This window comes from Streptococcus sanguinis (assembly GCF_900635155.1).
Classification (GTDB): domain Bacteria; phylum Bacillota; class Bacilli; order Lactobacillales; family Streptococcaceae; genus Streptococcus; species Streptococcus sanguinis_G.
Window position 1 is genome coordinate 435,163 of record NZ_LR134002.1, and the last position, 13,814, is coordinate 448,976.

Sequence of the window (13,814 nt, forward strand, 5' to 3'; positions counted from 1 at the left end):
GAAAATTATTCAAACGTTGTTTTTATACTATTTTTACCCAAATTATTACTAATATCGTTTAAATCAGAACGCTAATTTATTTTTACCCATTTTTTATTTCCTTTCTTTTATATTTTATGATAAAATATAAGTTGTGTATAATTTGAATATCAAATTATTTAAGAATAAAATAAAACGGCTGATTTGAGATCAGGTCGGGAATGGAGCTGAAATGACATTTAATGGAATTCTCTATCATGTAGCAGATGAAGTAGCAACGATTACTTTCAATCGTCCTGAAGTTTCAAATGGCTTTAATATTCCTATGTGTGAGGAAATTTTAGAGGCTATTGAACTTGCTGCTAAGGATGAGTCCGTCAAATTTTTAGTTATCAATGCGAATGGAAAGGTTTTTTCAGTGGGTGGAGACTTGGCTGAGATGCAGAGAGCAGTCAGTGATGATGATGTCCAATCCTTGGTGAAAATCGCTGAATTGGTCAATGATATTTCTTTTGCTATGAAACGCCTTCCTAAGCCAGTTATCATGAGTGTTGATGGTCCTGTTGCTGGTGCGGCTGCCAATATGGTCGTTGCAGCGGATTTCTGTATTGCGACTGAAAAATCCCGTTTCATTCAAGCCTTTGTCGGAGTTGGTCTGGCGCCAGATGCTGGCGGTCTTTTCTTACTGGCTCGTGCTATCGGGGTGACTCGGGCGACCCATCTGGTTATGACCGGGGAAGCTCTGACTGCAGAGAAAGCTCTGGATTATGGCTTGCTTTATAAAGTCTGTGAAGCAGAGAAATTGGAAAAAACAACGGAACAGTTGCTCAAGAAGCTCAAACGCGGTTCTCTTAATTCTTACAGAGCCATGAAAGAAATGGTCTGGAAGAGTCTGTTTAGCGGCTGGTCTGAGTATGCAGAACTAGAGTTAGAATTGCAGAAATCGCTGGCTTTCACAGAAGATTTCAAAGAAGGTGTTCAGGCTTATTCTGAGAAACGTCGTCCAAACTTCACTGGTAAATAATGTATTGGTTCAAGGTTGCTTATTTTGCAAGTTGTTTACAAAAATATTTGAAAATCAAATTAATTTTCAAAAAAGCTTGCAAATTGTTTTTCTATCTGATAAAATTTGATTGTCAAAGTATTTTCTTAAGGAGGTCTGGTTTTGAATTTTCAGTTAGTAAATGATTACTTAACGTCTATTTTCAATAATGTCTTGGTTATTGAAGAATCGAGCCTAAGAAGCAGTCGCTTCAACGATGTCTCCATTAAGGAAATGCATACAATAGATGTCATCGGCACAACCCCAAATGCTACTCCAAGTGATATATCACGAGAATTGATGGTTACTTTGGGGACTGTTACAACTAGTTTGAATAATCTGGAGCGTAAGGGTTATATTGAGCGGCGTCGGTCGGAAGTTGACCGTCGTGTGGTGCATCTGAATTTGACAAAGAATGGGCGGCTTTTGTATCGTCTTCACAAGCGATTCCACAACCGCATGGTCATGCAGGTAGTGGATGGGATGAGTCCAGAAGAGAGACAAGTGATGCAAAAGGGCCTGCAAAATTTATATAGTTTCCTAGAGGATTTGAAATAATGAACTATGCTAAGATTAGCCAAGTGGCTCATTATGCTCCCCGTCAGGTTGTCAGCAATGATGATCTAGCCGAGATTATGGATACCAGTGATGAGTGGATTTCAAGTCGAACTGGGATTAAAAAACGCCATTTATCGTCAGATGAGACGACCAGTGATTTAGCGACAAAAGTTGCAGAGAATTTGCTACAAAAGTCAGGGACTTCTGCTCAAGATCTGGACTTTATCATTGTTGCCACCATTACGCCGGATTCTTTAATGCCTTCAACGGCTGCGAGAGTACAGGCCAATATTGGGGCTAAGAATGCATTTGCCTTTGATCTGACGGCGGCCTGCAGTGGCTTTATCTTCGCCTTATCGACTGGAGAAAAATTAATTTCTTCAGGTCGTTATCAAAAAGGTCTAATCATAGGTAGTGAGACCCTTTCTAAGACGGTAGATTGGTCGGATCGTTCAACAGCTGTTCTCTTCGGAGATGGTGCTGGCGGTGTACTGTTGGAAAGTGCTTCAGAACAGCATTTTTGGGCAGAGAGTCAGTTTACGGACGGCTCTCGCGGAGATAGTCTGACTTGCGGAAAAATCGGTTTGGCTTCACCTTTTTCTGAAAAAGGTGAGAATCAGCCTTATCTGACAATGGACGGTAGAGCTATTTTTGACTTTGCTATTCGTGATGTTGCTCGTTCTATCAAAGAAACCATCGAAAGCAGTCAGCTTTCAGCGGAAGATTTGGATTTTCTGTTGCTGCATCAGGCCAATATCCGTATTTTGGATAAAATGGCTAAGAAGCTTGGTGTTGCTCGGGAGAAACTTCCGGCCAACATGATGGAATATGGCAATACTAGTGCAGCTAGCATCCCGATTTTATTATCTGAGTGTGTCGAGCAAGGACTAATCAAACTGAAGGGAAATCAGATAATTTTGATGTCAGGTTTCGGTGGAGGTTTGACATGGGGCACGCTTATTGTTACAATTTAGTTAATCAAGTGGAAACACATGATAAAAAATATTTTATTTTTAAAGGAGTCTATCCATGGCAGTATTTGAAAAAGTACAAGAAATTATCGTTGAAGAACTTGGCAAAGAGCCATCAGAAGTTACTCTTGAGTCAACTTTCGATGATCTTGAAGCAGATTCATTGGACTTGTTCCAAGTGATTTCAGAAATTGAAGATGCATTTGACATCCAAATTGAAACTGAAGAAGGTTTGAACACAGTTGGTGATTTGGTTGCTTATGTAGAAGAAAAAACTAAATAAGCAAGTAACTGAGAGTATCGAAAGATATTCTCTCTTGTTTAGGTAATAGTTTGACTGTCAAAGTAAAGAAAATACGTCCAGTATGTGATAGTTTGAGATCAAGCTATTACTTAAGCAATGATAAAAGGAAGGTATTATGCAAACACGTATTACAGAATTATTGAATATTGATTATCCTATTTTCCAAGGCGGGATGGCCTGGGTTGCTGACGGCGACCTGGCTGGCGCGGTTTCAAAAGCTGGCGGTCTTGGTATCATTGGTGGCGGAAATGCGCCCAAGGAAGTGGTAAAGGCTAATATTGACAAGATTAAGTCTTTGACGGACCGTCCTTTCGGAGTTAACATCATGCTCCTTTCTCCTTTTGCAGACGACATTGTGGATCTCGTCATTGAAGAGGGAGTAAAAGTAGTAACAACTGGTGCGGGTAATCCAAGCAAGCACATGGCTCGTTTCCATGAAGCGGGGATTACAGTTATCCCTGTAGTTCCAAGCGTGGCCTTGGCTAAGCGGATGGAAAAAATCGGTGCGGATGCAGTCATTGCAGAAGGTATGGAAGCCGGTGGCCACATCGGAAAATTGACTACCATGTCCTTGGTTCGTCAGGTTGCAGAAGCAGTTAGCATTCCGGTTATTGCTGCCGGTGGTATTGCGGATGGTTCTGGGGCTGCAGCTGGATTTATGCTGGGAGCCGAGGCCGTTCAGGTCGGAACTCGCTTTGTCGTCGCTAAGGAATCCAATGCCCATCAGAACTACAAGGATATGATTTTGAAGGCTCGTGATATTGATACAACTATCTCTGCCCAGCACTTCGGTCATGCGGTTCGTGCTATTAAGAATAAGCTGACGCGTGATTTCGAAAAGGCAGAAAAAGAAGCCTTCAAGCAAGAAAATCCAGATTTGACTGTTTTTGAAAATCTTGGAGCTGGTGCTTTGGCCAATGCGGTTGTTCGCGGAGATGTGGAAAATGGTTCCGTCATGTCTGGTCAAATTGCTGGTTTAATCAGTAAGGAAGAAACAGTCGAAGAAATCCTCAAAGATATCTATTATGGTGCTGCTGAGAAGATTCAGCAGGAAGCAAAACGTTGGGCAGGAGTAACTAGAAATGACTAAAAGAGCCTTTCTCTTCGCCGGTCAGGGAGCGCAGTACCTTGGAATGGGGCGCGAGCTTTATGATCAGTATGAGCTTGTGCGGTCAACTTTTGATGAGGCTAGCCAAGTTCTAGGCTATGATGTCCGAGCTTTGATTGATCAGGATGAGGAAAAGCTCAATCAAACTCGCTATACGCAACCGACTATTTTAACGACTTCAGTAGCTATTTATCGCCTCTTAGCTAATCAGGGAGTAGAGCCTGACATGGTAGCTGGTCTCTCTCTTGGAGAATATTCGGCCTTGGTGGCTGCGGGTGCCCTTGATTTCAAGACGGCGGTGGCCTTGGTTGCTAAGCGCGGTAGCTTTATGGAAGAGGCGGCTCCAGCTGGTTCTGGGAAAATGGTCGCAGTTTTAAATGCAGAAGTTTCTCTCATTGAAGCGGTCTGCCAAGAAGCAAGTGCTATTGGTGTAGTCTCACCAGCTAACTATAATACGCCTAGTCAAATCGTTATCGGCGGAGAAGTGGCAGCAGTGGACAAGGCTGTGGAGCTTTTGAAAGATTCCGGTGTCAAGCGCTTAATCCCACTCAATGTATCTGGACCTTTCCATACGGCGCTTTTAAAGCCAGCCAGCGAACGATTGGCAGAAGTCTTGGAAACAGTTGAGTTTTCAGATTTTGTGCGGCCTTTGGTCGGTAATACAGAAGCAACTGTGATGGAAAAAGAGAGAGTCAGAGAGCTTTTGACTCGTCAGGTAATGGAGCCAGTGCGCTTTTATGATAGCATTGCTAAAATGCAGGAAGCTGGCGTGACTGAGTTTATCGAAATTGGTCCTGGCAAAGTTTTGTCTGGTTTTATTAAGAAAATTGATAAGTCTGCGGATGTCCGCCAAGTTGAAGATGTAGAAAGTTTAAATGCTCTTCTAGAAAAATAATGAGGAATCATCATGGAATTACAAAACAAGAATGTATTAATTACTGGGTCCGCTCGCGGAATTGGATTGGCAATTGCGCATAAATTTGCTAGTGTCGGTGCCAATATCATCTTAAACGGACTAGCGGAGATTTCTGATGATGTTTTGGCTGGATTTGCCGGCTATTCTGGGAAAGTTGTAACTGTTATTGGAGATGTTTCCAAAGCTGAAGATGCCCAGCGAATGGTAGAAGAAGCTGTTGCAGCCTTGGGATCTGTTGATGTACTGATCAATAACGCTGGTATTACACGTGATAAGCTCATGCTGAAAATGACGGAAGAAGATTTTGAGGGGGTGCTGAAAGTGAATCTTACTGGGGCATTCAATATGACGCAATCAGTCCTGAAACCGATGACAAAAGCTCGTCAGGGTGCTATCATCAGTCTGTCAAGTGTTGTTGGTCTGGCAGGGAACGTCGGTCAGGCTAACTATGCAGCGTCCAAGGCCGGTCTGATTGGTTTTTCTAAATCAGTTGCCCGTGAGGTAGCAGCACGTAATATCCGTGTCAACTGTATTGCCCCTGGCTTTATCGCATCTGATATGACAGATGTACTTCCAGAAAAAGTAAAGGCGGCGTCTCTGGCACTCATTCCAATGAAGCGTTTTGGTACTCCAGAAGAAGTTGCAGATGTTGCGCTCTTCTTGGCTGGTCAAGAATATCTGACAGGACAAGTCCTCACGATTGATGGCGGATTTACTATGCAGTAAGTCAAAGTTTTTGAATATTAACGAGTATAAAATCAGTTGATTCATCTAAATAAAGGAGCTCAATATGAAACTTAATCGAGTTGTTGTAACAGGATACGGCTTAACTTCACCTATCGGGAATACTCCAGAAGAATTCTGGAATAATTTAAAAGAAGGCAACATTGGAATCGGTCCAATTACTAAATTTGATCATAGTGAATATAGTGTTCACAATGCGGCGGAAATTCAGGATTTCCCTTTTGATAAATATTTTGTCAAAAAGGATACCAACCGTTATGATAATTACACTCTTTATGCGCTTTATGCTTCTCAAGAAGCGGTCAACAATGCTCACTTAGATGTAGATGCCCTGGATAAGGATCGCTTTGGTGTCATTGTAGCTTCAGGTATCGGCGGGATTCAGGAAATTGAAGAACAGGTTGTTCGCTTGCATGAAAAAGGTCCTAAACGTATCAAACCTTTGACCCTGCCAAAAGCTCTGCCAAATATGGGTGCAGGAAATGTAGCGATGCGCTTTGGAGCCAATGGAATTTGTAAGTCTGTCAATACGGCTTGTGCCTCAGCAAACGATGCGATTGGTGAAGCTTTCCGCTCAATTAAGTTCGGTTATCAAGATGTGATGCTGGTCGGTGGTTCAGAAGCTTCTATTACACCATTTGCGATTGCTGGTTTCCAAGCTTTGACTGCTCTTTCTACCACAGAAGATCCTAAGCGTGCATCCATTCCTTTTGATAAGGATCGCAATGGTTTTGTCATGGGTGAAGGTTCTGGTATGCTGGTTCTGGAAAGTTTGGAACATGCTGAGAAACGCGGAGCTACTATCTTGGCTGAGGTGGTAGGATACGGTCATACTTGTGACGCTTACCATATGACTTCTCCGCATCCAGAAGGTTTGGGAGCTATCAAGGCTATCAAACAGGCGGTTGAAGAAGCTGAAATTGAGCCAAAAGATGTGGCTTATGTCAATGCTCACGGTACATCAACCCCTGCTAACGAAAAAGGCGAAAGCGGAGCCATTGTTTCTGTCTTTGGTAAAGATGTAGCGGTGTCTTCAACCAAATCCTTTACAGGACACCTGCTCGGAGCGGCGGGCGCAGTTGAGGCTATTGCAACGATTGAAGCAATGCGTCATAGCTATGTGCCAAAAACAGCTGGTACAACAGAGCTGCCAGACTATATTGAAGCCAACGTTATTTACGGTCAAGGTAAGGAACAGGAAATCCCTTATGCGATTTCTAATACATTTGGCTTTGGCGGCCACAATGCCGTTCTTGCCTTTAAACGCTGGGAGGCTTAAAAACCTATGAATATCAACGAAATTAAAGATTTAATGGCGCAGTTTGACCAGTCTAGTCTGCGTGAGTTTTCTTACAAAAATCAGAGCGATGAGCTGACTTTTAGTAAGAATGAGGGTCAGGCTGCGGTTCCAACAGCCAGTGCTGCTCCAATTGCTGCACCTTTGCAGCCTGCGAGTGCGCCTGTGATTGAGCCAACTCCTCAAGCAGCTCCGCCTGCAGAGCCAGAGACAGCTTCAGAAGCTCCGGCACCTGCTGCTGAAGGTGATGTTGTAGAAAGTCCTTTGGTTGGTGTAGCTTACTTAGCAGCTGGTCCAGATAAGCCGCCGTTTGTATCTGTTGGAGACCAAGTTAAAAAAGGTCAAACCCTGATGATTATTGAAGCGATGAAGGTCATGAATGAAGTTCCAGCACCTAAAGATGGTCTGGTTACAGAAATTCTGGTTCAGAATGAAGAAATGGTTGAATTTGGGAAAGGGCTGGTACGCATCAAATGATTGATATTAATGCAATAAAAGAAGCACTTCCGCACCGCTACCCAATGCTTTTGGTAGACCGCGTTTTGGAAGTTAGTGAAGATGAGATTGTTGCTCTGAAAAATGTGACAGTCAATGAGCCTTTCTTTAATGGACATTTTCCTCAATACCCTGTCATGCCAGGTGTCTTAATCATGGAAGCTCTGGCTCAAACAGCCGGTGTGCTGGAATTGTCTAAAGAAGAAAATAAGGGCAAACTGGTCTTCTACGCTGGCATGGACAAGGTTAAGTTCAAGAAGCAAGTTGTACCAGGTGATCAACTGATTATGACAGCTAAGTTTGTCAAGCGACGTGGAACGATTGCGGTTGTAGAGGCGAAAGCGGAAGTTGATGGAAAACTTGCAGCCAGTGGTACTTTGACCTTTGCGATTGGTCAGTAGATAAAAAGGAGCTTTCACCATGTTTCGTAAAATTTTAATTGCTAACCGTGGGGAAATTGCGGTCAGAATCATTCGTGCAGCCCGCGAGTTGGGAATTGATACGGTAGCCGTCTATTCAACGGCTGACAAGGAAGCACTCCATACTTTACTGGCTGATGAGGCCGTCTGCATCGGTCCAGCCAAGTCCACTGATTCTTATCTGAATATGAATGCAGTCCTGTCTGCTGCTGTTCTGACAGGTGCAGAAGCCATTCATCCTGGTTTTGGTTTTTTGAGCGAAAACTCTAAATTTGCGACTATGTGCGAAGAAGTTGGCATTAAGTTTATTGGACCTTCAGGTGCTGTTATGGACTTGATGGGGGACAAGATTAATGCTCGGGCTCAGATGATTAAGGCGAAAGTGCCGGTTATCCCAGGTTCTGATGGAGAAGTCCATACCTCTGAAGAAGCTTTGGAAGTCGCCGAAAAGATTGGTTATCCAGTCATGCTTAAAGCTTCTGCTGGCGGCGGCGGCAAGGGCATTCGTAAGGTTGAAAAGGCTGAGGATTTAGTAGCGGCCTTTGAGTCTGCATCTAGCGAAGCCAAAGCCGCCTTTGGTAATGGTGCCATGTATATGGAGCGAGTCATCTATCCAGCGCGCCATATTGAAGTGCAGATTTTGGCAGATCAGCAGGGACATGTGGTCCACTTGGGCGAGCGGGATTGCTCTTTGCAGCGTAATAATCAGAAAGTGCTGGAAGAAAGTCCGTCTGTGGCAATTGGGAAAACCTTGCGTCAGCAGATTGGTGAAGCAGCTGTTCGGGCTGCTCAGTCTGTCGGCTATGAAAATGCCGGAACGATTGAGTTTCTGCTTGATGAAGCCAAGGGTGAATTCTACTTTATGGAGATGAACACTCGGGTGCAGGTTGAGCATCCCGTGACCGAGTTTGTCACTGGTGTGGATATCGTAAAAGAGCAAATCAAGATTGCAAACGGTCAAGAGCTGTCCTTCAGTCAGGATGATGTTGAAATCCGAGGGCATGCAATTGAGTGTCGGATCAATGCTGAAAATCCAGCTTTTAACTTTGCGCCGAGTCCTGGTAAGATTTCAAATGTTTATCTGCCAAGCGGTGGAGTGGGGCTGCGTGTTGATTCAGCCGTCTATCCTGGCTACACCATCCCCCCTTACTACGATAGCATGATTGCGAAGATAATTGTTCATGGGGAAAATCGTTTTGATGCTCTGATGAAGATGCAACGTGCACTCTATGAACTAGAAATTGACGGTGTTGTGACCAACAGCGGCTTCCAATTGGACTTAATCTCAGATCCTAATGTGATTGCTGGTGATTATGACACAGCCTTTCTCATGGAGAAGTTCCTTCCGGCTTATCGAGAGAAACAATAGATGAGACATGTAAGAGCTACTCTGTAAACTCGAAAGACGGCGGCTCTTGCAGTTTGATGTGCCTGAGTATAAAATCTTGAAAAGGAGAAGACGTAAACGATGGCTTTGTTTTCAAAGAAGGATAAATATATCCGTATCAATCCTAATCGAGCGAGTCGGGAAAAGCCTCAAGCAAAGCCTGAGGTACCGGACGAACTCTTTTCGAAATGCCCAGGTTGTAAGCATACCATTTACCAAAAAGATCTTGGGAATGACAGTGTGTGCCCTAACTGTGGCTATAATTTTCGTATTTCTGCTCATGAGCGCTTAAACCTAACCGTGGATGAGAATAGTTTTGAGGAGATGTTCACTGGAATTGAAACCAAGGATCCTCTGAACTTCCCAAACTATCAGGAGAAGTTGGCTCTTACCCGTGAGAAGACGGGACTTGATGAGGCTGTTCTGACTGGGACGGCTAGCATCAAGGGGCATAAAACGGCTCTTGGTATCATGGATTCAAACTTTATCATGGCATCTATGGGGACAGTAGTGGGTGAAAAGATTACCCGCCTCTTTGAGTATGCGACAGAGCATAAATTGCCAGTCGTTCTGTTTACGGCTTCTGGTGGTGCCCGCATGCAGGAGGGTATTATGAGCTTGATGCAGATGGCTAAGGTCTCTGCGGCTGTTCAGCGGCACTCTGCTGCAGGCCTCTTCTATTTGACTGTCTTGACAGATCCGACAACTGGTGGTGTCACAGCCTCTTTTGCCATGGAAGGTGATATTATTCTGGCCGAAACTCAGGCTCTTGTTGGGTTTGCCGGTCGTCGGGTTATTGAGTCCACAGTTCGTGAGAAGCTGCCAGATGATTTTCAAAAGGCTGAATTTCTCATGGAGCATGGTTTTGTGGATGCCATCGTCAAGCGTGGTGACATGAGAGATACACTTGCTACCTTATTAGCATTCCATGGAGGTCAAGCATGACAAAAATCACTCGGATTATAAAAGAAGCGCGTGATCAGGCTCGTTTGACTGCGCTGGATTTTGCACAAGGAATTTTTGATAACTTCGTCGAGTTGCATGGGGATCGCTCTTTTCGAGATGACGGTGCGGTGATTGGTGGTATCGGGACGCTAAACGGTCAGCCTGTAACGGTGGTCGGTATTCAAAAGGGACGCAATTTGCAGGACAATCTGCGCCGAAACTTTGGTCAGCCGCATCCGGAAGGCTACCGCAAGGCTCTGCGCCTCATGAAGCAGGCGGAAAAATTTGGCCGTCCTGTGGTAACTTTCATCAATACGGCAGGTGCTTATCCTGGTGTCGGTGCTGAGGAGCGTGGCCAAGGGGAAGCTATTGCTCGTAACTTGATGGAAATGAGCAATCTCAAAGTGCCGATTATTGCCATCATCATTGGTGAGGGTGGCTCTGGTGGTGCCTTGGCTTTGGCTGTAGCAGACAAGGTCTGGATGCTGGAAAACTCTATGTATGCAGTTCTCAGTCCGGAAGGCTTTGCTTCTATTCTCTGGAAAGACGGCAGCCGCGCTATGGAAGCAGCAGAGCTGATGAAAATTACTTCACACGAGCTCTTGCAGATGGAAGTGGTAGATAAGGTTATTCCTGAAAGAGGCTTTAACAACCATGAATTACTGGCTGCAGTGAAAGAAGAAATCGCAACTGAGTTGAATAGTCTGTCTCAGCTACCCTTGGAGCAATTACTGGAAAATCGCTACCAGAGATTCAGAAAATATTAAAAAATCGAAGCCAGAAGGCTTCTTTTTCTCGTTTCGGATTCTTGTTTAAAATTGATGTGGAGCTACCTCACGAGGGAAATATATTTTAGTTTGAAAAATCGTATTATATTCTCTTTATAGGACTTATATAAAATATATATTATACAAGCTATTGGTCCTATGTTAAGATAGTTTCTAATTAAAAGAAATGAGGTTTCATATGTCAGAATTTACTATCCACACGATTGAGTCCGCACCAGCTGAGGTAAAAGAAGTCCTGGAAACTGTTCAAAAAGATAACGGTGGCTACATTCCCAATCTTATCGGTCTTTTGGCTAATGCGCCAACGGCTTTGGAAACATATCGGACGGTTGGAGCCATCAATCGCCGTAACAGCCTGACACCAACTGAGCGTGAAGTAGTGCAGATTACGGCTGCAGTTACCAATGGCTGTGCTTTCTGTGTGGCGGGTCATACAGCCTTTTCAATCAAGCAGATTCAAATGAATGATGATCTTTTGAAGGCTCTGCGCAATCGTACTCCGATTGATACAGATCCGAAGCTAGATACACTTGCTAAATTTACCATTGCTGTCATCAATACTAAGGGACGGGTCGGAGACGAGGCTTTGGCAGACTTCCTAGAAGCAGGCTATACGCATGAGAATGCTCTGGATGTAGTTCTAGGTGTCAGCCTTGCGACCCTTTGCAATTATGCCAATAATCTGGCCAACACGCCAATTAATCCGGAATTGCAGCCTTATGCCTAGTCTTTGAGGAGGTGGCAAATGACATTTTTTTCAGAAGAGTTTATCAACTGGTTGGATGACCACGCTGACCAAATTGACAAAGAATCCTGTGCAGCAGGCAATCAATTGATTGAGCGTATCGCTGCTGAAGGAGCCTTCCGGGTTGGCGTTCCAGAAGAGCTGGGAGGCCGAGGTGGAAATGATACGGATGTGATTGAAGTGCTCAAGGATCTGGCTCACCATTCCTTGACCGCCTCCTTTATCTCTTGGGGGCAAAGGACCTTTATTGATAACGTCTTAAAGTCTGCTAATCCCTACTTTAGAGACCACTATTTGGAAGGGCTTCTGTCAGGGGAATATGCAGGTGCGACAGCACTGTCTAATGCCGTTAAATTCCTGTCGGACCTAGAAGAGCTAAATGTCTCTATTGTGGAGGAAGACGGGCAGCTTTATCTCAAGGGGCGTCTGCCTTGGGTAACCAATGCTCGCGCGGATCGCTTCCTCAGCATATTTGTTGCTGGTTTCGAAGACGGGAGCCGCCAGCCGCTGGTTCTGGCTGTGCCGTCTGACGCAGAGAATTTCTCCCGTTCAGCGGATTTAGAGTTTGTATCTCTACAAGGGGGAAATACAGCTGCCCTGACCTTTAATCATGTGGCTTTGCAAGAGGAATGGATTCTTGCACAAGATGCCCTGGAATTTTTGGCAGAAAATCGCCCAGCTTTTCTAGGTTATCAATTTGGTCTGGCTCTTGGCCTAGCGGAGAAGTCATTGGCAGAGGTCGAAGCTAATCTGTCAGTCCGCTCTATTTTGAGAGAGGAGTGGGAGGAGCAAGTGGCTACTCTTACTGCGATCCAGGATCAGCTCTATAGAGGTCTTCTCCAGCCTAGTTATTTTGTTGAGCGTCCTAAGGAGCTCTTCCAGCTGCGAATTGATATAATTGATGTGGTAGCCCAAAGTCTGCTCTTGGAGCTGCAGGCTAGTGGAGGCAGAGGATATTTGAGTAATTCGACTTCTGGCTTTATCCGCCGTTGGAACGAAGGAGCTTTTCTTCCCATTGTATCACCGAGTGCAGTACAGCTGCGGCATATTTTAGAAGTTTCATAGAAATGATGGCAAACAAACATTTGATTGTCATTGAAAAGGGACTTCAAGACATTACTATAAAGGAGTTGCTTCGTGAACAGTAAACGACCGCCCATTCTTTTATCTGGGTTGATTCTAGGCCTATTTGGCTTAGCTAATCTTTTACTGAACTACCATTCTATCTTTTTCCACTTCTTGAATGGTCTGGCTTTGATACTTTGGCTTTATCTGACACTGGCTTTGGTGCTGTCATTTTCGGACTATCGGCAAGATTTGCAAAAGGCCTCTTTCTTATCGAGCTTTGCGACTTATCCTATGGCTAGTATGCTTTTAGCTTCTTACCTAAGCAAGCTTGGTTTACTTTGGATGGGTCTGTTGCTTTGGTACATGGCCTTGCTGCTGCATCTTTCTCTAATAGCTATCTTTACTTGGAAGTATGTTCTTAAGGCTGAGGGGTTATCTTTGACCCCGAGCTGGACGGTCCTATATGTTGGATTAGCCATGGTAAGCTTGACTCAGGGTGTAGTTCATCAGCCGTTTTTGGGCTATTTGGCTTGGTTTTTTGCTCTGCTACTGAGTTTGATTCTCTATCCCTTGTTTTACAAGGTTAGGCGGTCACAAAGGCTGCCTGATGCTTTAAAGCCGCAGTGGGCCATTTACTGTGCACCTTTCTCGCTCCTGTTGGGAAGTTATATCCGTTTGGCTGGTTCTGATGCTGAAGGTTGGTTTGTTGCCTTGCTGATCCTCTTATCGCAAGCCTTTTATCTGTTGGTTTTATGTCTTTTACCTCGCATTTTCCGACTGGGCCCTCAGCTTAGCTGGTCAGCCTTGACCTTTCCTCTTGTCAATACAGCTTTTGCCCTGAAACTGGGACTTGATTATCTAGGTTGGACATGGCTTGTTTGGCTGAGTCATGCAGAAGCTCTGATAGCTTTCGTAATCATCCTCTATGTTTGTTTTTACTATATAGTCTCATTGCGAGCCAGAAAGATAACAAAAAATCCGAGATGATACTCTTTGAAACTCTGTTTTTGATTTTCTCTGAGTTGATCTCGGATTTTTTTAATTTTAG

16 protein-coding genes are annotated in these 13,814 nt (G+C 44.3%); all 16 read left to right on the forward strand.

Translation table 11 applies throughout. The features are described 5' to 3' along the window. The first annotated feature begins 211 nt into the window (after window positions 1–211). The 16 genes from ELZ47_RS02170 to ELZ47_RS02245 all read left to right on the forward strand — a co-directional run bounded on the left by ELZ47_RS02170 (window position 212) and on the right by ELZ47_RS02245 (window position 13,753). On the forward strand, window positions 212–1,003 hold the full coding sequence (locus ELZ47_RS02170; protein WP_125331935.1) for an enoyl-CoA hydratase: 792 nt from the start codon (window positions 212–214) through the stop codon (window positions 1,001–1,003). Between the two features lie 141 nt (window positions 1,004–1,144). Beyond that, window positions 1,145–1,579, forward strand: a complete 435-nt coding sequence (locus tag ELZ47_RS02175; protein WP_002901186.1) for a MarR family winged helix-turn-helix transcriptional regulator — start codon at window positions 1,145–1,147, stop codon at window positions 1,577–1,579. Continuing rightward, complete coding sequence (locus ELZ47_RS02180) at window positions 1,579–2,553, forward strand: beta-ketoacyl-ACP synthase III (protein ID WP_125331937.1); 975 nt, start codon at window positions 1,579–1,581, stop codon at window positions 2,551–2,553. The genes ELZ47_RS02175 and ELZ47_RS02180 overlap by 1 nt, the downstream gene beginning before the upstream one ends. 55 nt (window positions 2,554–2,608) lie before the next feature. Beyond that, window positions 2,609–2,833 carry an acyl carrier protein gene (locus ELZ47_RS02185; RefSeq protein WP_002893611.1) on the forward strand — a complete coding sequence of 75 codons (225 nt, stop codon included), beginning with the start codon at window positions 2,609–2,611 and terminating at the stop codon, window positions 2,831–2,833. Between the two features lie 136 nt (window positions 2,834–2,969). Further along, a complete protein-coding gene (gene fabK / locus ELZ47_RS02190) occupies window positions 2,970–3,944 on the forward strand; it encodes an enoyl-[acyl-carrier-protein] reductase FabK (protein ID WP_002896881.1) in 975 nt (324 codons plus the stop codon). After that, window positions 3,937–4,857 carry an ACP S-malonyltransferase gene (fabD, locus tag ELZ47_RS02195; RefSeq protein ID WP_125331939.1) on the forward strand — a complete coding sequence of 307 codons (921 nt, stop codon included), beginning with the start codon at window positions 3,937–3,939 and terminating at the stop codon, window positions 4,855–4,857. Before fabK ends, fabD begins: the two co-directional genes overlap by 8 nt. Before the next feature lie 12 nt (window positions 4,858–4,869). Then, the gene (gene fabG, locus ELZ47_RS02200) at window positions 4,870–5,604 is read left to right on the forward strand and encodes a 3-oxoacyl-[acyl-carrier-protein] reductase (protein ID WP_125331941.1); all 735 of its coding nucleotides are present in this window, start codon (window positions 4,870–4,872) and stop codon (window positions 5,602–5,604) included. Window positions 5,605–5,668: 64 nt separating this feature from the next. After that, window positions 5,669–6,901 carry a beta-ketoacyl-ACP synthase II gene (fabF, locus tag ELZ47_RS02205; RefSeq protein WP_002927619.1) on the forward strand — a complete coding sequence of 411 codons (1,233 nt, stop codon included), beginning with the start codon at window positions 5,669–5,671 and terminating at the stop codon, window positions 6,899–6,901. A gap of 6 nt (window positions 6,902–6,907) precedes the next feature. Further along, entirely contained in the window at window positions 6,908–7,396 is a 489-nt protein-coding gene (gene accB / locus ELZ47_RS02210; RefSeq protein WP_049540999.1) for an acetyl-CoA carboxylase biotin carboxyl carrier protein, read from the forward strand. Next, window positions 7,393–7,815, forward strand: coding sequence for a 3-hydroxyacyl-ACP dehydratase FabZ (fabZ, locus tag ELZ47_RS02215; protein WP_002896886.1), 423 nt, complete (start codon window positions 7,393–7,395; stop codon window positions 7,813–7,815). Before accB ends, fabZ begins: the two co-directional genes overlap by 4 nt. A 19-nt stretch (window positions 7,816–7,834) precedes the next feature. Continuing rightward, the gene (locus ELZ47_RS02220) at window positions 7,835–9,202 is read left to right on the forward strand and encodes an acetyl-CoA carboxylase biotin carboxylase subunit (RefSeq protein WP_125331943.1); all 1,368 of its coding nucleotides are present in this window, start codon (window positions 7,835–7,837) and stop codon (window positions 9,200–9,202) included. Window positions 9,203–9,301: 99 nt separating this feature from the next. Then, window positions 9,302–10,165: an acetyl-CoA carboxylase, carboxyltransferase subunit beta gene (gene accD, locus ELZ47_RS02225; protein WP_002901174.1), complete on the forward strand. Its 864-nt coding sequence runs from the start codon at window positions 9,302–9,304 to the stop codon at window positions 10,163–10,165. Beyond that, window positions 10,162–10,932 carry an acetyl-CoA carboxylase carboxyl transferase subunit alpha gene (locus tag ELZ47_RS02230; protein ID WP_002927615.1) on the forward strand — a complete coding sequence of 257 codons (771 nt, stop codon included), beginning with the start codon at window positions 10,162–10,164 and terminating at the stop codon, window positions 10,930–10,932. The genes accD and ELZ47_RS02230 overlap by 4 nt, the downstream gene beginning before the upstream one ends. Before the next feature lie 199 nt (window positions 10,933–11,131). Beyond that, window positions 11,132–11,680 (forward strand): carboxymuconolactone decarboxylase family protein, encoded by a 549-nt coding sequence (locus tag ELZ47_RS02235; protein WP_125331945.1) that lies wholly within the window; start codon window positions 11,132–11,134, stop codon window positions 11,678–11,680. An 18-nt stretch (window positions 11,681–11,698) separates the two neighbouring features. Continuing rightward, window positions 11,699–12,763 carry an acyl-CoA dehydrogenase family protein gene (locus ELZ47_RS02240; protein ID WP_125331947.1) on the forward strand — a complete coding sequence of 355 codons (1,065 nt, stop codon included), beginning with the start codon at window positions 11,699–11,701 and terminating at the stop codon, window positions 12,761–12,763. Between the two features lie 72 nt (window positions 12,764–12,835). Next, the gene (locus ELZ47_RS02245) at window positions 12,836–13,753 is read left to right on the forward strand and encodes a TDT family transporter (protein ID WP_125331949.1); all 918 of its coding nucleotides are present in this window, start codon (window positions 12,836–12,838) and stop codon (window positions 13,751–13,753) included. Window positions 13,754–13,814 lie beyond the last annotated feature (61 nt).

What these genes read in the sequence shown, in the direction of transcription:
- ELZ47_RS02170 (WP_125331935.1), top strand. Translation starts at nt 212, where the DNA reads ATGACATTTAATGGAATTCTCTATCATGTAGCAGATGAAGTAGCAACG.
- ELZ47_RS02180 (WP_125331937.1), top strand. Translation starts at nt 1,579, where the DNA reads ATGAACTATGCTAAGATTAGCCAAGTGGCTCATTATGCTCCCCGTCAG.
- ELZ47_RS02185 (WP_002893611.1), top strand. Translation starts at nt 2,609, where the DNA reads ATGGCAGTATTTGAAAAAGTACAAGAAATTATCGTTGAAGAACTTGGC.
- fabK (WP_002896881.1), top strand. Translation starts at nt 2,970, where the DNA reads ATGCAAACACGTATTACAGAATTATTGAATATTGATTATCCTATTTTC.
- fabD (WP_125331939.1), top strand. Translation starts at nt 3,937, where the DNA reads ATGACTAAAAGAGCCTTTCTCTTCGCCGGTCAGGGAGCGCAGTACCTT.
- fabG (WP_125331941.1), top strand. Translation starts at nt 4,870, where the DNA reads ATGGAATTACAAAACAAGAATGTATTAATTACTGGGTCCGCTCGCGGA.
- fabF (WP_002927619.1), top strand. Translation starts at nt 5,669, where the DNA reads ATGAAACTTAATCGAGTTGTTGTAACAGGATACGGCTTAACTTCACCT.
- accB (WP_049540999.1), top strand. Translation starts at nt 6,908, where the DNA reads ATGAATATCAACGAAATTAAAGATTTAATGGCGCAGTTTGACCAGTCT.
- fabZ (WP_002896886.1), top strand. Translation starts at nt 7,393, where the DNA reads ATGATTGATATTAATGCAATAAAAGAAGCACTTCCGCACCGCTACCCA.
- ELZ47_RS02220 (WP_125331943.1), top strand. Translation starts at nt 7,835, where the DNA reads ATGTTTCGTAAAATTTTAATTGCTAACCGTGGGGAAATTGCGGTCAGA.
- accD (WP_002901174.1), top strand. Translation starts at nt 9,302, where the DNA reads ATGGCTTTGTTTTCAAAGAAGGATAAATATATCCGTATCAATCCTAAT.
- ELZ47_RS02230 (WP_002927615.1), top strand. Translation starts at nt 10,162, where the DNA reads ATGACAAAAATCACTCGGATTATAAAAGAAGCGCGTGATCAGGCTCGT.
- ELZ47_RS02235 (WP_125331945.1), top strand. Translation starts at nt 11,132, where the DNA reads ATGTCAGAATTTACTATCCACACGATTGAGTCCGCACCAGCTGAGGTA.
- ELZ47_RS02240 (WP_125331947.1), top strand. Translation starts at nt 11,699, where the DNA reads ATGACATTTTTTTCAGAAGAGTTTATCAACTGGTTGGATGACCACGCT.